This is a genomic window from Muricoprocola aceti (assembly GCF_025567005.1).
In the GTDB taxonomy this organism is placed as follows: Bacteria; Bacillota; Clostridia; order Lachnospirales; family Lachnospiraceae; genus Marvinbryantia; species Marvinbryantia aceti.
This window is the reverse complement of sequence record NZ_JAOQKE010000008.1, coordinates 43,804-65,042: the sequence shown is the minus strand read 5'-3', so window position 1 is coordinate 65,042 and position 21,239 is coordinate 43,804. Positions and strand designations below refer to the sequence as shown.

Here is a 21,239-nt window from a genome sequence, read left to right as displayed (position 1 = left end):
ATTGATAAAAAAATGAGCACTTTAAAACAGAGCCTTAATGACAGCCTCCGTCGCCTGTGCTTCTTTGCCTGCTGCAAGTGTCTTTAATGCAGCAATCTCTTTCTGGATATCCGCATCTACAGATTCCATAAACTTTTCCGCTTCTTTCTTTGAAGCTTCCATGGCTGCTCCGGCTTTCTCTTTTGCTTCCTGAAGTCTGGCTTCCTTCAGCTGTAAAGCATCTTTCTTTGCCTGATCCACCATGTCTGTGCATTGCTGTCGGCATTCTTTTGCGATTGAGTCTGCTTTGCCTTCTGCTTCCTGCACTTTTTTGATTGTCTCCGCTACCATGTTCTCACCACCTTCTTCGCATAGATTGAGTCTATCACATGCTTTGTTAATTTTCAAACATTTTTATAACTAATTCACAATTATTTTTCCTAAAAAAAATATAAATTATGCACTATTACTTCCTATTAAAATAGGGGCTCTAAATCTGTTTTCGCACTACTGCATATTCATCGCCGTTCCGGTAATACGGACACTGATAATGGCTGTCTGACAGAAACCGAACCAGTTCATCTTCATCCAGATCCATATCACAGATATAGCACTCATATTCTTCATCGTAACTGTAATAGGCACAGGTATCACATGCTGCCTGCATTCCTCTATCCTTTTCCAAACTATGTTATTTTTATTACTCGTGTCAAAAACAATTCGCATATAGTATACCAGAAAATTCGTTTTATGTGTTGACAAACCTGCATTTCTATCGTAAAAAATACTTAGAATTTTACAGAAGGATATCCATAATTTTATTAAATATGAAAGATATGAAACATTTTAAAAATTTTTGTCCCATAATATCGAATAAAGACCCGGAGCACAGCCAGAGACAGGCCGGATTTTTCCATAAAAAAAAGAAAAAATCTTCATCAGCCGGCAGGCTGACTGCCCTTTTTTACAAATATCAGAATGATGCTGCCTCTGATGGCTATCTGCTCTGCTATCTTGTACTGCCTCTGGTCCTGGTATTCCTGATTGAGTGTATGGCTTATCATTCTCTGATTGGCGGATTTCAATTTATTATTTTTCATCCATATGCGTACCTGATCAATGTGATGATTGTATCGGCTTCCTTTACCTTTGCGCTGGTCTTCCGCAAACGAATCGGTGTGATCATTCTGATCAGTCTGTTCTGGATGGCCGGAGGTATTATAAACTTTGTCCTGCTGTTCTATCGTGTTACTCCGTTTACCAGCAGTGATCTGTTACTGGTAAAGGACGGTCTGGATGTGGCCACCAAGTACCTGAATGTGTTCCAGTATATCGTCATTGGCGTGCTGGTAGTTGTTGTACTGGGACTGTTTATTCTGTTTTTCCTGAAGACTTCCCGGGCTGAGAAAAAACCGAAATATATCCATTCCATTCCGATCATTCTGGGTTCTCTTTTACTGACCTGGGGTGGAATCGTTCTGGGACAGTCCACAGGGCTTCTGGAAACTGCTTTCCGTGAGCTTTCCCAGTCTTACCTGAAGAATGGATTTATTTACTGTTTTGGTGCCAGTCTGATCGATACCGGTATCAGTAAACCAAGTGATTATTCCGAGGAGGTAATGGAGCAGCTGACAGAGCACTACGAGCCCCTTCCAGACGAGGAAACTGTTACCTATACTTCTCGCAAACCGAATGTGGTGATTGTCCAGCTGGAGTCTTTCTTTAACGTTAATCGTCTGAAGAATGTGAAGTTTTCCAGCAATCCTTTACCGAATCTGACTCGCATGATGGAGACGTATCCTTCCGGTGCGTTCAGTATGCCCGTGGTAGGTGCCGGTACCGTGAACTCCGAATTCGAGGTACTTACCGGCATGAATATTGATGATTTCGGTATTGGAGAATATCCATACAAGACAATTGTAAAGGAAACCGCCTGTGAATCTCTGGCTTATGATCTGAAACCTTATGGTTATCATGCCTTTGCGATTCACAATAATACCGGCGACTTTTATGACCGTAACCTGGTTTATCCAAACCTCGGATTTGACACTTTTACCTCGGTAGAATATATGTGGCCAGACAACTATACGCCGATTGGCTGGGCTAAGGATTCCATCCTGACCAATGAGATCGCGACTGCCCTGGATTCTACGGAAGATCAGGATTTCGTCTTTACCGTCTCTGTACAGGGACATGGCAGCTATCCTTCGGATTCCAGTGTGAAATATACTCATCATGTCACACTCTCCAGTGACACCATTACTGACGAAGCGTACCTGACACAGCTAACTTACTATGTGAACCAGATTTATGAAATGGATCAGTTCATCGGTGATCTGGTGGATATGCTCAGTGAACGGAAAGAGCCTACCATTCTGGTGATGTATGGGGATCATTGTCCGAGCCTGAATCTGACCGATGATATACTCACCACCGGAACCATTTATGACACCGAATACTTTATCTGGAACAATGCAGGCCTGACCTTTGATAATCAGGATATGCAGGCCTATGAGATGGGTTCCACTCTTCTCTCTGCTCTGGAAGTTCCAGATGGAGCCATTAACGCTTATCACCAGAACTCCGGCCGTCAGCTGCGAAATGGAGAACTTTCAGAAGAAGAATACCTGAGTGGTCTGAAAGAACTGGAATATGACGTGCTTTATGGGGATCGAATTACTTACAATGGTCAGAATCCGTTCATTCCAACCAATCTGCAAATGGGATTTTTCCCAATTACCATTGAAGACGTGAACTATACCAGGGATCATGTGCTGATCATTCGTGGAAATAACTTCACCCGTTACAGTACAGTACACATTAACGGATCCTCCGCAGATACGCTGTATCTGGATCCAAATACACTGGTTGTGGCCAGCGCGGATCTGTCTGGAAGGACCGAGATTACCGTGTCACAGTCTACGCTAAGCGCAACCGATAAGTATGTATTTTATCCGCGAAGTCACTGAAAAAGCCCCAGTGGCTTTCGTCCCCATGGCTTCACGCGGCTTACAAATCTATCGTGGTGTCTCTAAGTACCATTTCGCCTTTTACAATAGTCTTCTGTTCCACTTCTTCTTTTTTCAGAATCTCCATTAGCTGATCCACCGCCAGTGTCCCTGCCTTCTGCATATGGTTATCCACTGTACTGATCTCCGGTTCACTGCAGATGCTGATCTTGGAATTGTTGTATCCCAGGATCTGCATATCCTGCGGCACCTTGAGCCCCTGCGCTTTTGCAAACTTACAGGCTCCTACCGCCAGTTCATCATCGGATGTCATGACTACATTCCATCGTACTCCCTGCCCCCATCGTTCTGCAAGGAATTTTCTGGTATCCTCAATTGTGCTGTCCTTCATCAGCACCATCTGGTCTTTTTCTGGCTTCTGTCCACAATCTTTAAATGCATCTTTGATTCCCTGGAGTTTCTGTCTTCCACTGTAAGAAAGTGACCGATACAGATATAGAATCTGACGCTTCTGCTCCAGAAATTCTCTGGTGACCTGGCGCATCATCGTTCGGTCATCACAGACTGCACAGTATACATTTGACGCATCCAGATAGGCATTTACCAGCATAACCGGTACTTCCTTCGCAGCTTCTATGATATACTGATTTTTTTCCATGTTTTTTTCAATAAAACTGGAACCAACCAAAATCAGCGCATCTACCCTCTTAGAAAGAAGCAAATTCATATATTTTGCTTTTTCTTCTGTCTCATATCCAGTACAGCATAACAACACATCATATTGATATTTATGTAGTTCCTGCTCTACATGATAAACCGCCGAAGCCAACACCATGTCCGAACTGTCTGCACACATAACACCGACAGTATTCATGGTGTTCAACCCCAGCCCTCTGGCAAATACATTCGGCTGATATCCGGTCTCTTCCATTACGGCCAAAATCTTCTTTCTGGTCTTGTCACTGACTTTGCTGTTCCCATTCAATACACGAGACACTGTTGCTATTGATACTCCGGCTTTTTCTGAAATATCATAAATATTCATGTGTACCTCCCAATTCGTGTTTTTTCATACGCAACGCACTTTTTTACTTGCACAAATAGGGCTATCGCAAATCAGATAGCCCTGTTTTGTCCTATTTTCTGATACTTACAGCACTACACCATCTTTAAAGATAGAGATTCCTCTGTATCCGTGGCGTTCTGCCCGAGTCTCTTTCCCATTAGCGGTCTCGATCACCAGATCCAGAAGACGCCTTGCAGCGTCATCGATGGATTCTCCATTTACAATAGATCCCGCATCAAAGTCAATCCATCCCTGCTTTTTACCAGCCAGCTGACTGTTGGTTGCAAGCTTCAACGTAGGAGCCGGCGCGCCAAACGGTGTTCCACGTCCTGTGGTGAACAGAATCATGTGTGCACCGGCTGCTGTCATAGCCGTTGCTGATACCAGGTCATTTCCCGGACCATACAGCATATTCAGTCCCTTGGTCACTACCGGGTCACCATATCCGATTACGTCCATAATCGGTGCGCTTCCGCCCTTCTGTACGCATCCACAGGATTTGTCTTCCAGCGTTGTGATACCACCCTGACGATTTCCAGGGCTTGGGTTATCGTATACTACTTCGTTATGGCTGATGAAGTAGTTCTTAAATCCGTTGATCATGTTTACAGCTTTGTCAAAGATCTCTGTATTGATACAACGATTCATCAGGAATCCTTCTGCACCGAACATTTCAGGTACTTCTGTGAGTACAGTTGATCCGCCCCTTGCTACCATCATGTCACTGAAACGACCTACAGTAGGGTTGGCTGTGATACCGGAAAGTCCATCGGATCCTCCACACTTCATACCGATTACCAGCTCGCTTACCGGAATCGCTTCTCTCTTAAACTGTCCTGCATATGCCGCACACTCTTCCAGAAGCTTTCTTCCTGCTTCGAATTCATCTTCTACTTCCTGACAGGTAAGGAATTTTACTCTGTCGTGATCGTAATCGCCCAGCTCTTCCAGAAACTGTTCATGTGTCAGGTTCTCACATCCAAGGCTCAGTACCAGCACAGCTGCAGCATTTGGATGACGAACAAGAGCTGCCAGCAGTTTTCTCGTCTGTGCATGGTCTGCACCGGTCTGGCTGCATCCAAATGGATGGTCAAAAGTATACAAACCATCAATGGTGCCCTGAACCAGATCCTGGTTCAGAGATACCATACGTTTTGCCACGTCATTTACACAGCCTACCGTCGGGATGATCCAGATCTCGTTACGGATCGCTGCTCTGCCATCTTTTCTGCGGAAGCCGTTAAATGTCTCCGGTTCTACCGGGGTCACCGGGGTAATCGCCGGCTGGTAAGTATATTCTACTTCACCCTCCAGATTGGTAGCCATATTATGGCTGTGCACCCAGTTACCTACTTCGATCTCTTCTGTCGCATGTCCGATCGGGAACCCATATTTCACTACATTGGTATCTTTAGCGATCTTTTTCAGAGCGATCTTATGTCCCTGTGGAATATCTTCCGCTGCAATTACAGTATATTCACCTGCAGTAATACTTTCTCCCTTTGCAATCGGAGTCAGTGCTACTGCCACATTATCAAGTGGATTAATCTGAATTGTTTTCATACCTTTTCTTACAGGCAGCTCGCGTAAGCAGCCTTTGCTCCTTCCTCACGGATCTTCTTCAGGTCAGCTACTACAGTTGCTTCCAGGTCTTTGATCTGGGTCAGATCCTGATCCCACATCTTTTCGTTGGTCAGTACAGCGTGTACCAGCTCTTCTGCGCTGTCATTTCTGTGCTCATAGTAGAATTCCAGTGCCCAGCGGTCATCACTTACTGTGTATTCATTTCCTGCAGGACGTTTGCATACCAGACCTGCATCTGTCAGGGACTGAATGTCATTGCTGTAGAATGCAATGTATGCAGCCAGTGACATGGTCAGGCATACAGGCAGTTCCCCTTTTTCTTTGATGTATTCCAGGAAGGACGGCATATTTCTTGCTTTCCACTTAGAAGTAGAGTTCAGGGAAATGCTCATCAGTTCATGGTTTACAAATGGGTTGTTGAAACGGTCTGATACTGCTGCTGCAAAGTTCAGCAGATCCTGCTTATCCAGTGGCAGGGTAGGGATGACTTCATCATACAGCATCTTGTTCATGAAGCCTTTGATTGTCTCATCCTGCATACAGTCACGTACGATATTTTCTCCAGCCAGGTAAGCACCCAGAACGAATCCGGTATGTGCACCGTTCAGGATACGTACTTTTCTCTTCTTGTATGGGCTCATATCTGGTACTACAAATACTTTATCTTCCAGTCCTGCTTTTTTGAATGGAAGTACATCATTCAGCTTTGGATCTCCTTCGATTACCCATACACCGAATACTTCTCCTACATCCAGCAGCGGGTCAGCATAACCATGCTTCTGTTCCAGCTCTGCTACTTCTTTTTCATCACGGATACGTCCTGGTACGATACGGTCAACCAGAGATCCGCAGAAAGTGCATTCTTCATTTACGTATTTCTTGAATCCATCTTCCAGTCCCCACTGATCAATGTACTGATTTACACATTTCAGCAGTTCTTTTCCGTTGTTGTCGATCAGCTCGCAGGCAAGCATGATGATACCTTTTTTGCCTGCTTTATAACGGTGATACAGTACCTGTGTCAGTTTTCCAGGGAAGCTGGATGCTGGCTGGTCGTTCAGCTGGCAGGATGGATCGTACTGGATACCTGCTTCTGTTGTATTAGAGACAATGATTTCCAGGTCATCACTTGCTGCTACTTCCATCATCGCCTCAAAATCTGCTGCTTCGTATGGGTTCAGGCAGTTCTTTACGCTGGAGATGACACGCTTAGCATCAACCTTCTGTCCGTTTTCGCTTCCGCGAAGGTACAGTGTGTACAGACCTTCCTGTTCGTTGATCATCTTTGCCAGACCTGGAGCAATTGGCTGTACCAGACAGCATTTACCGTTCCAGTCTGCTTTTTCATTGGCAAGGTCAAACCAGTAATCTACGAATGCACGAAGGAAGTTACCTTCTCCAAACTGCATAACCTTTACCGGTGCATCTTTTAAAATATATCCATCATATCCAGATTTCTCCAATACTTCATAATTTAATTTTTCCATGATCGTATTCCCCTTTATTTTTTTATTATGTTGGGGCCACAAGCCCCAACTATTTTGTATCAAACCTATACTGTCTTCAGATCAAAACCGAAGTAGTTTACTGCATTGTTGAAAGAAATTCCCTTAACAATCTTTTCCAGTGCCTTATAGTCATCCGGATACTCTCCGTTCTCTACCCATCCACCAATCAGTTCGCAGAGGATGCGACGGAAGTATTCATGTCTGGTGTAAGACAGGAAACTTCTGGAGTCTGTCAGCATACCTACGAAGTTACTCAGAAGGCCAAGGTTAGCCAGAGAGATCATCTGGTTCATCATACCTACTTTGTGATCATTGAACCACCATGCACTACCCTGCTGAATCTTACCAACCGTTTCCGGTCCCTGGAAGCATCCAAGAATCGTTCCGATAGACTCGTTATCATTTGGATTCAGGGAGTAGAGAATAGTCTTTGGTAATTCATCTGTAGAGCTTAATGCGTTCAGGAAGTCTGCCATCTGTGCGCTTGGTGCGTAGTTGTTAATGCAGTCAAATCCTGTATCCGGTCCCAGCTGATTATAGCGGAATACATTGTTATCACGCTTGCATCCATAATGAAGCTGCATTACCCAGTTGCGTTTATGGTATTCTTTTCCAACTGCTGTCATGAATGCAGTCTTGAACTTCATCTCATCTTCTCTGGATACGCTGCCGCCATTCAGTCTGCCTGCGAAGATCTTTTCGATCTCTTCTTCAGAAGCAGGAGCATACATTACATATTCCAGTGCGTGGTCAGATACACAGCATCCCATAGATGCGAAGAAATCCATACGGAGGGACAGTGCTTTCATCAGATCTTTGAAGCTCTTTACTTCAACGCCGCTGACTTCACTTAAAGTCTTCAGATAATCCAGATATTCTGGCTTCTCCAGGTTCATGGCTTTGTCTGGTCTCCATGCTGGCAGTACCTGTACATCAAAGGTCTTGTCATCTGCGATGACTTTGTGCCATTCCAGAGAATCAACAGGATCATCTGTGGTACAGATCAGTTTTACATTGGACTGTTTGATCAGGTTACGTACGGTCATGGAATCTTCCTGCAGCTTTGCATTGCACAGGTTCCATACTTCTTCTGCTGTCTCACCATTTAAGTATCCTTCGTATCCGAAATACTTTCTCAGCTCCAGATGGCTCCAGTGATACAGTGGATTACCGATTGCTTTTTCCAGTGTCTCAGCCCATTTCTGGAACTTCTCACGGTCACTTGCACCACCGGTAATATAATATTCATCAATTCCGTTGGATCTCATCTGACGCCATTTGTAGTGATCGCCACCCAGCCATACCTGTGTGATGTTCTCAAACTTTCTGTCTTCTGCGATCTCCTTTGGATTAATATGGCAATGATAATCCAGAATCGGTGTATTTTCTGCGAAGTCATGATACAGCTTCTGTGCTGTCGGTGTGCTCAGCAAAAAATCCTTGTCCATAAATGCTTTCATGTTCTGTTCCTCCTGTGATCTTTGTTATATTTACATAGCATTTCTGTTTTATATTAGCAACTGTTCTATTTATGTAAGTGCTTACATTTAGTCTACTATTTCTCCTCTCAAATGTCAAATGGAAAGGAAAAAAATATTTACCAAAAATATGTAAGCGCTTTCATATAAATTACACAAAATATTCTTAAAAAAATGCCACAGGCAGTGGATATCAGATTACATCACGTATCTTTCTCCTCTGCTCTGCGGCAGTTCTCTATGATTCAGATTTTTATCTCTGTACTCTTGCGCCAGCTCCGCCCATAATAGCTTCTACTTCTTTCTTGCTTGCCATTGTGGTATCACCAGGTGTGGTCATAGCAAGTGCGCCATGTGCTGCACCGTAGTTTACAGCCAGTTCAGCGTTTTCTGTAGTCATCAGTCCGTATACCAGACCTGATGCGAAAGAGTCTCCACCACCTACACGGTCCATGATTTCCAGTCCCTTGTAGTCTTTTGCTTTGTAGATTTCTCCATCAGCCCAGCAGATTGCGCTCCAGTCATTTACAGTAGCAGTCTTAACTGTACGAAGTGTAGTAGCAACGGCTTTGAAGTTCGGGTATGTCTTTGCTGCTTCGTTGATCATCTTCTTGTAACCTTCCAGATTCAGTTCTTTCAGGTTTGCATCATTTCCCTCGATCTCGAATCCAAGGCATGCAGTAAAGTCTTCTTCATTTCCGATCATGACATCAACGTATTTTGCAATTTCTTTGTTTACTTCCTGAGCCTTAGCCTGTCCTCCGATAGCGCTCCACATGGATGGGCGGTAGTTCAGGTCGTAAGATACGATAGTTCCGTATTTCTTTGCAGTCTTGATTGCAGCCAGAACAGTCTCACATGTCTGCTCAGAAATAGCAGCGTAGATTCCGCCTGTGTGCAGCCAGCGAACTCCCAGTTCACCGAAGATGTAATCGAAATCGAAATCTTCCGGTGTAGCTTTGGAGATAGCTGTGTTTGCACGGTCAGAGCATCCTACTGCTCCACGGATACCAAATCCTCTTTCTGTGAAGTTGATACCATTTCTGCAGATTCTTCCGATACCGTCTGTAGGCATCCATTTGATCAGGGATGTATCTACACCACCCTGGCAGATGAAGTCTTCCATCAGCATACCTACTTCGTTGTCAGCAAATGCTGTAATCACAGCAGTATCCATTTTGAAGCATTTTCTTAAACCACGGATTACGTTGTATTCTCCGCCGCCTTCCCATGCGCGGAAAGATCTTGCAGTACGGATTCTTCCTTCGCCTGGATCAAGACGAAGCATTACTTCTCCAAGAGAAACTGCATCAAACTTACATTCACTTTTTGGTCTTACATTTAAATTCATTCTTCTTTTCTCCTAATTAAAACTTATTTTAAAAATGATTAGCCTCTGATCTCTTTTGCCAGTTCAACAGCTTCTTTTGCCATCTGAGCGATCTTGTCAAACTCGCCTGCTTTTACCAGATCACCTTTTACCATCCAGCTTCCGCCACAACAAAGGATCTTGTCACAGCTTAAGTAATCTTTCAGGTTCTTTAAGCTGACACCGCCTGTCGGCATGAATTTTAATGTAGTATATGGTGCTGCCATTGCTTTAATTGTAGCTACTCCACCGAACTGTTCAGCAGGGAAGAATTTTACAACCTTCAGTCCTCTCTTAACAGCCTGTGCTGCTTCGGAAGGAGTAATGATACCAGGGAAGATCGGGATCTGTTTTTCGATACAGTAATCTACTACTTCTGGATCAAATCCAGGGCTAACGATAAATTTTGCTCCTGCATTTACTGCTCTGTCAACCTGTTCAATGGTCAGAACTGTGCCTGCTCCAACTAACATATCCGGATATTTCTGTGCCATAATACGAATGGATTCTTCTGCTGCGTCTGTACGGAATGTTACTTCTGCGCAAGGAAGTCCACCTTTTACCAGGGCATCTGCCAGTGGCTCTGCATCCTTTACATCATTTAATACTACTACTGGCACGACGCCCAGCGCTGCAAACTGTTCTGCAATACTCATTTTCTTTCTCTCCTTTTTATTTGCTGTCCCCAAAAAATCGGCTTTCAGAGACATGTCATATTTTTGCAGCTGTTCTGTCTTCACTGTGAAAGTACGGAACAGATACGATGTCCTTTATATTTACTATACACTGAAACATACGGTAAATCAAACCCTAAAATCCGACAATTTCGTACTATTTTACATACATAATCATGCTTTCAGGCTATGATTTATCAATATTGTAAGTGCTTACATTTATAAGTCTACACTGTCCATCCATAAATGTCAAATATATCTTTGTAAAAAGATTGCTAAATTTCATGTTCTGCTTTTATTTATTATTATACAAAAACGGCAAAAGAAAAAAGGCCACTCCACTTTTGTGAAATAGCCTTTCTTGTATGTTTCTCTTAACCAGCCATAACTGGCATAATCATATTTGTAATTGTCATGGTAAATGCCGGCCAGTAGGTAACGATTGCCAGAACAACAAGCATTACTACGAAGAATGGCAGCAAGGTCTTTCCAAGACGTTCGATCGGTACCTTTGAAATAGCAGAACCAATGAACAGAGTGGATCCTACAGGAGGAGTTACCAGACCAATGCCAAGGTTCAGGATCATGATACATCCAAACTGAACCGGGTCTACGCCGATCTGCTGCCGTGCTGCGTCTCCCACTCCCGGTTTCCCGTTCAGCGCGCAGTGTATGGTCGCTATGGAGTAGCCAGACTCTCTTGCCACGTCCTTTATCGTCACTCTTTTTTCACTATTCATACTATTATACAAAAAAACAGGACTATACCCGAAAGTATAATCCTACTTTTTGTTACCTGTATAGAATTCTATGCATTCTACCTTGTCTCTTCGCTTTTCAGACGATCGATCTCCTTCACTACATTGACATCACATTTTTCAAAAAAACCATATACTGCCTTCACTTCTTCTTTTGTAATGCCATCCAGAATTCTCATCTGGCAGTCCTCATAAATCTGCCAGAGTTCTGCTGCGATTGGTCTGGACTTCTCAGTCAGTGACAGACGATGAATCTTCCGATTCTCTTCATCGATCCGAATACTGACATATCCTTTTCTCTCCAGCATACGAATTCCATTTGATACATTTGATTTTGCAATTCCTCGCATCTTACAGATATCCCGTGCTGTATTGTACACGCTGTCGTCTCTTAAGAAAAGTAAGATTTGTATCTCTGTTTCTGTCAGATGATGTATCTCACCATACTGTGCATAGACCAGTTGAAATAGTTCCTTGAAATGCATATTCCAGAAAACACTTTTCCCAGGCATATCTGCCCCCCCTTTTCAGTTGTCAATTGTACATTTTTTAACAGATAGATTATAGCAAACCCACTCTGCCTATGTCAAACATATTCTTTCCATGCAGTATGGAATCCTTCCACATCAGCAACAGTCTCCTCTTCATGGAAAGAAGGATCTCCATTTCCATTCAAAGCATGTAGAACAATAGCTGAATGTGGCGGCAATGTAATTGTCACATCGTACTGCTGCATCTGATAAACATACGCATCCGTATTATATCCGCTCTGATCTGTCATCATCAGCTGAATCAGGTTGTCATCTGCTGTGATTCCCATATCACGCACCCGAATGGTACGCTCCATCGTATCTTTTCCCGCATTAAACACTACCAGAACCTGATCCCTCTCTGTGAAACGTCCATAGGCAAGGAAATTATAGTCTGCCTGCAGAATCATAACAGAGCCTTTCATAATCGCCGGACAGGCCTTGTGAATCCGAATCATCTGTTTGTGGAACTGAATCAGATCATGATCTTCCCATCCCCATGGATAGGTACGTCGGTTATCCGGATCGGTAAATCCACAGACACCCGCTTCATCACCATAGTAAATCGTTGGGGCGCCAGGCCAGGTAAACTGCATCACCACTGCACTGCGAAATACTGATTTGTCTACATCCTGACAGGCTGCCTCGTATCCAAGCTGTGCCACACGTCCCACCTTATGATTTGTTCTTGTCAGGAATCGGGAATGATCGTGATTGGACAGTTCATTCATGGCAGTCTGTAGGGAAGGAGCCTGGAAACTGTTCATATAATGATTCATTGCCCACTGGAAATGTAACCCATTTCCCAGCATATCTTCCCGATACTGATCACTGTGCTTCTCCATACCTGTGAAAAACCAGGTCAGAGGTTCCATAAAAGCATCGTAGTTCATAACCGTGTCCCACTGATCTCCCTGAAGCCAGGATCTCGGATCTCCATAATGTTCTGCCAGGATCAGTGCCTCTGGATTCGCTTCTTTTACTACATCCCGGAATTCCTTCCAGAACTGATGATTGTATTCATTAGAAAAGCCGAGGTCGGCAGCCACATCCAGTCTCCAGCCATCCACATTATAAGGCGGCGAAACCCATTTCTTTGCCACATGCAAGATATAATCATGGAGCTCTTTTGAATTCTCATAGGCCAGCTTCGGCAGCGTATCATGGCCCCACCATCCATCATAATTTGGATTATACGGCCAGGCATCCTGGTTATTAAATTTGAAAAAATTCCGATACGGACTGTCCGCTGAAATATAAGCACCTTTTTCATATCCAGGTGCATGTTCATAAATTCGTTCCCGATCCAGCCATTTATTAAAGGAACCACAGTGATTGAATACACCATCCAATATGATCCTCATACCTCTGCGATGAACCTCTTCCACAAATTCCGCAAAAAACTGATTGCTCGCTTCCAGGTTCTCTTTGTCCGTTACACGACAGATGTACTTGGTCGCATGCGCATTTTCCCGATCTCCAGGTGTCAGTACTTCACCACCGTCTTTTACAATCTTTCCATAATGTGGATCAACATAATCATAATCCTGTATATCATACTTATGGTTAGACGGAGAGACAAAAATCGGATTAAAGTAGATCACATCTACACCCAGATCCTGCAGATAATCCAGTTTGTCCCAGACTCCCTGAATGTCTCCACCATAAAACTCCCTGATCCCCATAAATGCCGGACACTTATTCCAGTCTGTCACTTTCACAGTCGTATCCCCAATGTAGAAATACTCTCTGTCCTCCACATCGTTCGATGGATCTCCATTATAGAAACGATCCACAAAAATCTGATACATGACAGCACCTTTGGCCCATTCTGGAACATGAAATCCTGGCGTAATGGTAAAACAGCAGTCCTGACGTATCTCTTTACTGATTCCACATTTATCATAATAGCAGGTCAGACGACCGGCCTTTACCTGAAACCAGTAGTGCAGGGGATGTATTCCAAGTGGAATCTCTGCACGGTAATAATCAAAATTCCTGTCGTCGTAGTCATATTCCATGACTACCACTTCCTGATCATGACACAGATAAACAGCATCCACGTTGTCTTTTTTGGTACGGAAACGGATCGTTACCGTCTCTCCCACTTCCGGCTGTTCCGGAGTTACATAATTTTCTGTTTCGTCGCTGAAAAGTGCACTTGGCCGAAAGACCGGGCGCATACCAAGAATGTAGTATTGCATCTTTATCAGCAGTTCTATTTTTTCCCATTCCAATGTTTTTACCTCATCCGCTGATTCACCTTGTAAATCGCGTCTTCTTCATACCTGGGCATTTCATTATTCAGCCCACTATTTTCTATTTTATCCTAAAACAGAATTACTTACAAGTACAGATCTTTATATTCTGGGCACGCCAGAACGTAAAAAGGACAGCCGACGCTGTCCTTTTTAGAGAAGGTATTTCTTCTTATGGGTGTTGCAAAAACTATATAATGTATTGGGGGGTTTTTACGATATTTAATATATCATACACTCCCAAATCCGTGTGCACAAACTTCACAAATTTCATCTGATTTTTTTATGCATTTTCACCAAAAAGTGCCTCGAATTCTTCCTGACCAATCTTTTCTTTCTCGATCAGAAGTGCTGCACAGCGGTGGAGAACATCAATATGCTCTTTGATGATCGCCGTCGCTTTTGTATGAGCTTCATCAATCAGACGCTTTACTTCCTCATCAATCACAGCTGCCATAGATTCACTGAATCCTCTGGAGTGTGCCAGATCTCTGCCGATAAAGACTTCTCCTTCATCGTTGCCATAGTCAATCAGTCCTACCCGTTCTGACATACCATACTGAGTCACCATTGCCTTCGCCAGCTGCGTTGCCTGCTTGATATCCTGTGAAGCTCCGGTTGTGATATCTTCGATGATCAGTTCCTCGGCAATTCGTCCGCCCAGATCTACCATCAGGGTATCCAGCATCTTACCTTTTGTCATGAACATCTCATCCTTTTCCGGCAGAGGCATCGTATAACCTGCCGCGCCCATACCAGTCGGTATAATAGATACGGTATGCACCGGTCCCACATTCGGAAGAAGGTGAAACAGCAACGCATGACCAGCTTCATGATAAGCAGTAATCCGTTTTTCCCTGTCAGAAATCAAACGGCTCTTCTTCTCTGCACCGATGCCCACTTTGATAAACGCCTGCTGAATATCCTGCTGCTGAATATAAGTACGTCCGGATTTTGCTGCCCAGATCGCCGCTTCATTCATCAGGTTTTCAAGATCTGCTCCGGTAAATCCTGCCGTAGTTCTGGCAATGTTTTCCAGATCTACATCATCGCCCAGCGGCTTTTCCTTGGCATGTACCTTCAGAATCTCTTCCCGACCTTTTACATCTGGCTTTCCTACACCAATCTTCCGGTCAAAACGGCCTGGCCGCAGGATCGCCGGATCCAGAATATCTACACGGTTGGTCGCTGCCATTACAATAATACCTTCATTGACACCAAATCCATCCATCTCTACCAACAGCTGATTCAGGGTCTGTTCCCGTTCATCATGACCACCGCCCATACCGGTTCCTCTGCGTCTTGCCACTGCATCAATCTCGTCAATGAAGACAATACATGGTGCATTCTTCTTGGCATCTTCGAACAGATCTCTGACACGGGAAGCACCTACACCGACAAACATCTCCACAAAATCTGAACCGGAAATGCTGAAAAACGGTACCCCTGCTTCTCCTGCCACTGCCTTAGCCAGCAGTGTTTTACCAGTTCCAGGAGGGCCCACCAAAATCACACCCTTCGGGATTCTTGCTCCCATCTTGGTATACTTCTGTGGTTCTTTTAAGAAATCTACCAGTTCCTCCAGATCTTCTTTTTCTTCCTGAAGACCTGCCACATCCTTAAACGTCTTTCTTCTGGCATCCGGCATAATCATCGTAGCCCGGCTCTTGCCAAAATTCATCATCTTGTTGTTTCCACCACCAGCCTGGCGGTTCATCATCATAAACAGGAAGATCACTACCACCGCCATAATCAGGGTAGGCAGAATACTGGTCATAAAGATACTGGTCTGTTCCACATCATGAAGATAGGTTGTAACATCTGATGCATTCAGCTCTGTCTGAGCTGCTGTCACATCGCTGACATTCAATGTCTGTTTGCTTCCATCTGTCAGCGTCAGTGTAAGACTTCCTGTCGGCACCTGACTGTTCTGATAAATATCCACCCGGGTGATTTTTCCGTCCTTCAGCTCTTCGCTGTATTCCTGATAAGTGATAGTCTGATTATCTGACCATCCTCCACGAAATGCATACAGCAAAAGCAATACAATGGCAATCGTCATAAAATAAATGCCAATTCCTCTTGAATTCCTACTCAAAAATACGTTCTCCTTTCTTGCTTACTCCGCAAATGAGAGTACGCCGATATAAGGCAGGTTACGATATCTCTGGTCATAGTCCAGCCCATAACCTACTACAAATTCATCCGGGATCTCAAATCCGGTATAATCTACATGCACCGGCATTACTCTTCTGTCTGGCTTATCCAGAAGAGTGCACAGCTTCAGACTGGCCGGTTTTCTTGCACTTAAGATCTCCAGCAGATAGCTTAACGTTCTTCCAGAGTCAATGATATCTTCGATTACAATGACATTCTTTCCTTCCAGCGGTTCGTCCAGGTCTTTCACCAGTTTCACTACTCCGCTGGATCTGGTGCCTGCGCCATAACTGCTGCAGGACATAAAGTCAATGGTCACCGGAACAGTAATTCTCTTTGCCAGTTCACAGGTAAAGAAAATACTTCCCTTTAAGATACAGATCAGATGCACTTCCTTTCCGGCATATTCTTCACTGATCTTCTTTCCCAGTTCTTCAATTCTCTTATCTACTTTTTCTTCTTCTATCAGGACTCTGATATTTTCTGCCATGATACTGCCTCCTTATACGTAATTTCCAGTATTTCTTTTGTATTTTTCTCTACTTTATATCCTTCGCTGATCCGATATCCGGTAATCCAGATGACTTCCTGTTCCACCGTCAGAAGCGGAATCTGGTTTCTTTTTTCCGCCGGGATTTTCTCATCGGTGAAATAGGACTTTAGCTTTTTGTGTCCCCCCTGTCGGTTCACAATAAGGAAATCTCCGCTCTGTCTCGTGCGAAGGCAAATACCCGTGGTTATTTTATCATAACTCAGCCATTTCGTATACTTTTTTTGTGGAATTGACTGATTTTCATTGAAAATAATCTTCGTGGTAAATGTTCCCCAGGGCGTCTGTGTCTCTCCCGGGATCTTCAGCAAAATCTTCTGCTGCTGTATTTCTCCGTTTTTCCCTGCATCCTGTTCGATCACCAGCTGATCAAATGTTCTTCTGACCAGCCAGCCTCCTGGCAGCTGTATCTGCCGGCCGGACTGCTTTTCCATCAGTTCTCTGACAGACTGTATATGCGTCCGCTGAATATCCTTCAGTCCACATCCTGCCTCTTTCATACAAAAACGGATGATCCGTTCCTGAAGAAACTCCTTTTCCTTCTTCATCTGATGCAGGTCAATCTGTACCTGCCCCGGCCGGACCCTGGCTATCTTCTGACAGGCTTCTTCTACAAGCTCCTGAAGGAACTCCCGTGTCTGCTGCATCTCCGTTCCAAACTGCGCCAGATGTTGTATGGTTCCTGTGTTTAGCTTTTCTGCCATCTCCGGAAGCAGACAGTTGCGAATGATGTTCCTGGTATAATCCAGTTCCTGATTTGTCCGGTCTTCCCTCCATGTGATGCTCTTTTGCTTCAGGTAAGCTTCGATCTCTGGCCGGCTGCATTCCAACAGTGGTCGTATAATCCGATCCCGCACCGGCCGGATTCCTGCTGCACCATCCAGTCCACTTCCCCTTGCAAGATTCCACAAGATGGTCTCAGCCTGATCATTCTGATTATGTGCCACTGCAATTTTATCTGCATGCCAGCTCTTACTGATCTCCTCAAAGATCTGATATCTGGCCAGTCGGCCAGCCTCTTCCGTAGATAGCTTCTCTGTAACTGCCATTGCCGGAATATCCACGGAAACACACTCGTATTCCACATTTTGTTTCTGACAGAGTGCTTCTACATACACAGCATCCTGCCGGCTTTCTTCTCCACGGATTCCATGTTCCACATGCACTGCTTTTATGTCAAAGCTCACCTTTTTCCGGTATTCCAGCAGTGTAAACAGCAGGCAGACCGAATCTGCCCCTCCTGACACGCCTGCCAGCACCCGGTCGCCTGGCTGTATCATGTGATATTTCTCTATTGTCTGAAATGCTTTCTGCATAATCTTGCCGCTCCTTCACTGCGGTCTGCTCCGATGCCTATCGCAGTATCTCTCCATCACTATAATGAATTTATGCGCAAAAAGCAACTATGACTGTGCACCATCTGTTTATTTTCTCCAGAATCCACCGGACAGAATGGTCATATCATCCAGAATTCCATCCTGACAGAATTCCAGCACCTGATCCAGCAAGATCTGTGCGGACTGTGCCGGGTTGTCATTGGTCAGATTGGAAATAAAATATTTTAACAGATTTTCCCCTTCCCTGGGTGGCAGAGCATCTAAGACACCATCTGAAATCAGAAATACCATGTCCCCATTTTCCAGCCGTACTTCATCCATCTCCACGTCTGCCTCCCGAAACACTCCCATAGGCAGACTGGTAGATCGAATGACCTCTACCTCTTTATGCGCTCTTCGGATAAATGTGGCAGCTGCTCCCACCTTCATAATTCTGCTCTTCCCCTGATATAGATTGATCTCCAGCAGATCCAGCGTAGAATATCGACACACGCTCCGCTGAAGCACCATGGAAGAATGGATCATCTTCACTGCTGTCTCTGCTGTAAATCCAGCTTCCAGGAACTGTTCGATCAGTTCTATGATCGTCTGGCTCTCCTGACTGGCCTCCACACCTTTTCCCATTCCATCTGAAATGGCCATAATTACCTGTCCATGATTACTGTTCAAGATGGCATAATTATCGCCAGACGATGCCTGTCCGCTGCATTTTTCCGAAGCACATCCGGTCAGCATATAATACCTGGTTTCTTCTACAAAGTGAATACTGCACCAGTCTTTTCCGATCATGACCCGACTGTCTCGTTCTGGCACCATGGGTCTTCCATATTCTTCTGTCAGAATATCTGCCACCACACTGACCGGGGCAGTTCCTCTGCGGCAGGAAAGTGTCAGGATCATCTCCGGGTGTCCGGTTATATTTTTCCAGATTCCGATCTCCTTCAGGGAAATTCGATGAAGTCTCAGGCTCAATCTAAGCTTCTGTTCCAGATTCCCCTGCAAGGCTTCCGCACTGTATGCCGTACAGGCAATTTCTTTAATAATGGCTGCGGTCTGCTGAAGCTGTCCTGCCACAGCTGCACGATTCTCCATCATCCGGTTGGTCCACAGCATATTCAGTCTGGCCCGCAGGAATCCCCGTTCCAGTTCTTCTCGAAAATTTCTTCCCTTTATGCAAAAACGATAAAATTCTCTTTCCCTGTCTGAGATCTGTTCCTGTCCGTCTTCGATCGCCTGCAGCATCCCATAAGCCAGCTTCCAGGTCTTCTCCTGCTCTCTCAGCCAGCATATTTGCTTTTTTCCACAGGACGCACACACTTTTTCCCGAACGGTTATAAAGATTTCCTGTATATCTTCTTCATTCAGCCGCTCTTTCTTCTCCGGCATTTCTCTGAATATTTCCGCTAACTGGCGAAAGGATTCCGCGTATCTCTCGATTCTGTCTCTTTCGATCAAACTTGTCCACTCATCCATAGGGATCCCCTCTCATTGACGCTCTGATCCCAGTATATAAAAAATCCTCCGCAGAATTTGTCAAAACTCTGCGGAGGATTGGAACTATCTCAATTCTTCCAGTTTCGTATTTCTAAGAGTCCCGGTATCAGCACCTTCGCACTGGTACGCAGAATGATTTCACCTTTTTCTGCGGTGGCACCTGACGGATCTCCTCCAATACCAATTGGTCGACCATCTTCAGTTTTCCAGTCCTCCGATACCCAGCCAATAGATACTGAACCATACGGCAATAATGTTTTATTCTGCATAAATGCTTCCGGCCGTCCGGCCTCTGAAGTCTCCAACTTCACCAGGCTTTCATCCACTGCCATCACCATAGAAGTCTCCATCTCTCCACCATGAAAGTCCCAGATATTGCCCTCCGAAATAGTTGCCTTTACATCTGGATGACTAAATGCCCCTGAAGATAAGATGAATGGGGAAATTCCCAGTTCACTGCGCAGTTCACGGCTCAGGATCTGCACCACCGGTGCATTTCCGCCATGGCATACCAGAAAAGCAATCTTCTGGAATCCGTGATGTGCCAGACTGACACAGATATCATAGAGCATATGATAATACGTATCCGGTTTAAAAGTGATCGAACCACAGAAGTTCTTATGCTCTGTGCTTAATCCCACCGGAATAACCGGAAATGCAAGAATCGGGAAATCTTTTTCTCCCACAGCTTCCAGTTCTTCTCCAAGATACTTCACCATCGCTTCTGCGATGATATCATCAGTCCCCAGCGGAGCCTGATTGCCATGCTGCTCCAGTGCTCCAAGGGGAATCAATATAATCGTCTCTTTTTTATCTACCTGCTCCATCTCCAGACGAGTCAGGTCTCTGTAATTGCGAATCATGCTTCTACCGCCCGTTTTACAAAGCTCACTTTATGAATTCTCTCATACAGCAAATAACCGGCGATACAGTTCAGTCCGATCTTGATCACATTGAATGGAATGGTGGCCAGAATAATAAAGGATGTCAGGTTCGTGATGGATGGATTTACAGATGCTACCATCTGAATAACCTGATCCAATGGTAATTCCATTGCTTTTGCATACAACGGTAAAGTAATACATGCATTACAGAAGCAGGCAAATGCAGTACGAATCGCTACACTGGATACCATAGACACAATTGCAGCTTTTCTGTTCTTTCCCATTTTCTTATAAACCAGCCACATCGGAATTACAAACAGGGCAATACCGATCAGATTGGCAAATTCACCTACATACATCGTATTAGTGCCTACCGTCACCAGCTTAATCAGGATCTTGATCACTTCCACTGCAGCAGCTGAAGCCGGTCCCATAAGAAACAGTGCAATAATAGATGGAATATCACTGAAATCCAGCTTGTAGAACGGCGGCATCATCGGTACCGATATCTCAAGGGACATCAGGGCTCCCGCCAGTGCAGCCAGCATCGCTGTGTAAATCATCTTCTGTGTGCTCCATTTTTTCTTTTCCATTTCTTTTTCCTCCAGAATCATAGTTTGAGCAGATATCCTAAATCCCGGAAA

Annotated in this window: 18 protein-coding genes; 1 reads left to right on the top strand and 17 read right to left on the bottom strand. The window is 44.5% G+C overall.

The annotated features are described in order from the left end of the window. Positions 1 to 21 precede the first annotated feature (21 nt). Positions 22 to 330, bottom strand: a complete 309-nt coding sequence (locus OCV47_RS08415; protein ID WP_117447920.1) for an ATP synthase subunit B family protein — start codon at positions 328 to 330, stop codon at positions 22 to 24. 139 nt (positions 331 to 469) lie between these two features. Beyond that, positions 470 to 646: a DUF6472 family protein gene (locus OCV47_RS08410; protein ID WP_262654670.1), complete on the bottom strand. Its 177-nt coding sequence runs from the start codon at positions 644 to 646 to the stop codon at positions 470 to 472. 169 nt (positions 647 to 815) lie between these two features. On the opposite strand from OCV47_RS08410, the gene OCV47_RS08405 reads away from it, so the two are divergent. Further along, positions 816 to 2,948, top strand: a complete 2,133-nt coding sequence (locus OCV47_RS08405) for an LTA synthase family protein (protein WP_262654669.1) — start codon at positions 816 to 818, stop codon at positions 2,946 to 2,948. Positions 2,949 to 2,988: 40 nt separating this feature from the next. Here OCV47_RS08405 and OCV47_RS08400 read toward each other — a convergent pair whose 3' ends face one another. From OCV47_RS08400 to OCV47_RS08330, 15 genes are all read right to left on the bottom strand, one after another. Further along, a complete protein-coding gene (locus OCV47_RS08400; RefSeq protein ID WP_117447922.1) occupies positions 2,989 to 3,993 on the bottom strand; it encodes a LacI family DNA-binding transcriptional regulator in 1,005 nt (334 codons plus the stop codon). 105 nt (positions 3,994 to 4,098) lie between these two features. Continuing rightward, complete coding sequence (locus OCV47_RS08395; RefSeq protein ID WP_262654668.1) at positions 4,099 to 5,577, bottom strand: UxaA family hydrolase; 1,479 nt, start codon at positions 5,575 to 5,577, stop codon at positions 4,099 to 4,101. 8 nt (positions 5,578 to 5,585) lie between these two features. After that, complete coding sequence (locus tag OCV47_RS08390; RefSeq protein ID WP_262654667.1) at positions 5,586 to 7,085, bottom strand: tagaturonate reductase; 1,500 nt, start codon at positions 7,083 to 7,085, stop codon at positions 5,586 to 5,588. Between the two features lie 65 nt (positions 7,086 to 7,150). Next, positions 7,151 to 8,566, bottom strand: a complete 1,416-nt coding sequence (uxaC, locus tag OCV47_RS08385; protein WP_117447925.1) for a glucuronate isomerase — start codon at positions 8,564 to 8,566, stop codon at positions 7,151 to 7,153. A gap of 271 nt (positions 8,567 to 8,837) precedes the next feature. Then, positions 8,838 to 9,935, bottom strand: coding sequence for a sugar kinase (locus OCV47_RS08380; RefSeq protein ID WP_117447926.1), 1,098 nt, complete (start codon positions 9,933 to 9,935; stop codon positions 8,838 to 8,840). A 38-nt stretch (positions 9,936 to 9,973) separates the two neighbouring features. Continuing rightward, positions 9,974 to 10,609: a bifunctional 4-hydroxy-2-oxoglutarate aldolase/2-dehydro-3-deoxy-phosphogluconate aldolase gene (locus OCV47_RS08375; protein ID WP_117447995.1), complete on the bottom strand. Its 636-nt coding sequence runs from the start codon at positions 10,607 to 10,609 to the stop codon at positions 9,974 to 9,976. Between the two features lie 392 nt (positions 10,610 to 11,001). Beyond that, complete coding sequence (locus tag OCV47_RS08370) at positions 11,002 to 11,367, bottom strand: TRAP transporter large permease subunit (protein WP_262654666.1); 366 nt, start codon at positions 11,365 to 11,367, stop codon at positions 11,002 to 11,004. A 77-nt stretch (positions 11,368 to 11,444) separates the two neighbouring features. Then, positions 11,445 to 11,897 carry a MarR family winged helix-turn-helix transcriptional regulator gene (locus OCV47_RS08365; RefSeq protein ID WP_262654665.1) on the bottom strand — a complete coding sequence of 151 codons (453 nt, stop codon included), beginning with the start codon at positions 11,895 to 11,897 and terminating at the stop codon, positions 11,445 to 11,447. Positions 11,898 to 11,971: 74 nt separating this feature from the next. Further along, entirely contained in the window at positions 11,972 to 14,119 is a 2,148-nt protein-coding gene (locus OCV47_RS08360; protein ID WP_262654690.1) for an alpha-glycosidase, read from the bottom strand. 337 nt (positions 14,120 to 14,456) lie between these two features. After that, a complete protein-coding gene (gene ftsH / locus OCV47_RS08355) occupies positions 14,457 to 16,235 on the bottom strand; it encodes an ATP-dependent zinc metalloprotease FtsH (protein WP_317244193.1) in 1,779 nt (592 codons plus the stop codon). Between the two features lie 57 nt (positions 16,236 to 16,292). Continuing rightward, a complete protein-coding gene (hpt, locus tag OCV47_RS08350; protein WP_117447929.1) occupies positions 16,293 to 16,820 on the bottom strand; it encodes a hypoxanthine phosphoribosyltransferase in 528 nt (175 codons plus the stop codon). Continuing rightward, complete coding sequence (gene tilS, locus OCV47_RS08345; RefSeq protein ID WP_256297478.1) at positions 16,796 to 18,196, bottom strand: tRNA lysidine(34) synthetase TilS; 1,401 nt, start codon at positions 18,194 to 18,196, stop codon at positions 16,796 to 16,798. Before tilS ends, hpt begins: the two co-directional genes overlap by 25 nt. Positions 18,197 to 18,304: 108 nt before the next feature. Beyond that, positions 18,305 to 19,690, bottom strand: a complete 1,386-nt coding sequence (locus OCV47_RS08340; protein WP_117447931.1) for a SpoIIE family protein phosphatase — start codon at positions 19,688 to 19,690, stop codon at positions 18,305 to 18,307. 89 nt (positions 19,691 to 19,779) lie between these two features. Continuing rightward, complete coding sequence (locus tag OCV47_RS08335; RefSeq protein ID WP_117447932.1) at positions 19,780 to 20,574, bottom strand: creatininase family protein; 795 nt, start codon at positions 20,572 to 20,574, stop codon at positions 19,780 to 19,782. After that, a complete protein-coding gene (locus OCV47_RS08330; protein WP_256297482.1) occupies positions 20,571 to 21,188 on the bottom strand; it encodes an ECF transporter S component in 618 nt (205 codons plus the stop codon). The genes OCV47_RS08335 and OCV47_RS08330 overlap by 4 nt, the downstream gene beginning before the upstream one ends. Positions 21,189 to 21,239: the final 51 nt, after the last annotated feature.

What these genes read in the sequence shown, in the direction of transcription:
- OCV47_RS08365 (WP_262654665.1), bottom strand. Translation starts at nt 11,897, where the DNA reads ATGCCTGGGAAAAGTGTTTTCTGGAATATGCATTTCAAGGAACTATTT.
- OCV47_RS08360 (WP_262654690.1), bottom strand. Translation starts at nt 14,119, where the DNA reads ATGCAATACTACATTCTTGGTATGCGCCCGGTCTTTCGGCCAAGTGCA.
- OCV47_RS08400 (WP_117447922.1), bottom strand. Translation starts at nt 3,993, where the DNA reads ATGAATATTTATGATATTTCAGAAAAAGCCGGAGTATCAATAGCAACA.
- OCV47_RS08405 (WP_262654669.1), top strand. Translation starts at nt 816, where the DNA reads ATGAAACATTTTAAAAATTTTTGTCCCATAATATCGAATAAAGACCCG.
- OCV47_RS08375 (WP_117447995.1), bottom strand. Translation starts at nt 10,609, where the DNA reads ATGAGTATTGCAGAACAGTTTGCAGCGCTGGGCGTCGTGCCAGTAGTA.
- OCV47_RS08390 (WP_262654667.1), bottom strand. Translation starts at nt 7,085, where the DNA reads ATGGAAAAATTAAATTATGAAGTATTGGAGAAATCTGGATATGATGGA.
- ftsH (WP_317244193.1), bottom strand. Translation starts at nt 16,235, where the DNA reads ATGACGATTGCCATTGTATTGCTTTTGCTGTATGCATTTCGTGGAGGA.
- OCV47_RS08330 (WP_256297482.1), bottom strand. Translation starts at nt 21,188, where the DNA reads ATGGAAAAGAAAAAATGGAGCACACAGAAGATGATTTACACAGCGATG.
- uxaC (WP_117447925.1), bottom strand. Translation starts at nt 8,566, where the DNA reads ATGAAAGCATTTATGGACAAGGATTTTTTGCTGAGCACACCGACAGCA.
- tilS (WP_256297478.1), bottom strand. Translation starts at nt 18,196, where the DNA reads ATGCAGAAAGCATTTCAGACAATAGAGAAATATCACATGATACAGCCA.
- OCV47_RS08410 (WP_262654670.1), bottom strand. Translation starts at nt 646, where the DNA reads ATGCAGGCAGCATGTGATACCTGTGCCTATTACAGTTACGATGAAGAA.
- hpt (WP_117447929.1), bottom strand. Translation starts at nt 16,820, where the DNA reads ATGGCAGAAAATATCAGAGTCCTGATAGAAGAAGAAAAAGTAGATAAG.
- OCV47_RS08340 (WP_117447931.1), bottom strand. Translation starts at nt 19,690, where the DNA reads ATGGATGAGTGGACAAGTTTGATCGAAAGAGACAGAATCGAGAGATAC.
- OCV47_RS08395 (WP_262654668.1), bottom strand. Translation starts at nt 5,577, where the DNA reads ATGAAAACAATTCAGATTAATCCACTTGATAATGTGGCAGTAGCACTG.
- OCV47_RS08380 (WP_117447926.1), bottom strand. Translation starts at nt 9,935, where the DNA reads ATGAATTTAAATGTAAGACCAAAAAGTGAATGTAAGTTTGATGCAGTT.
- OCV47_RS08415 (WP_117447920.1), bottom strand. Translation starts at nt 330, where the DNA reads ATGGTAGCGGAGACAATCAAAAAAGTGCAGGAAGCAGAAGGCAAAGCA.
- OCV47_RS08370 (WP_262654666.1), bottom strand. Translation starts at nt 11,367, where the DNA reads ATGAATAGTGAAAAAAGAGTGACGATAAAGGACGTGGCAAGAGAGTCT.
- OCV47_RS08335 (WP_117447932.1), bottom strand. Translation starts at nt 20,574, where the DNA reads ATGATTCGCAATTACAGAGACCTGACTCGTCTGGAGATGGAGCAGGTA.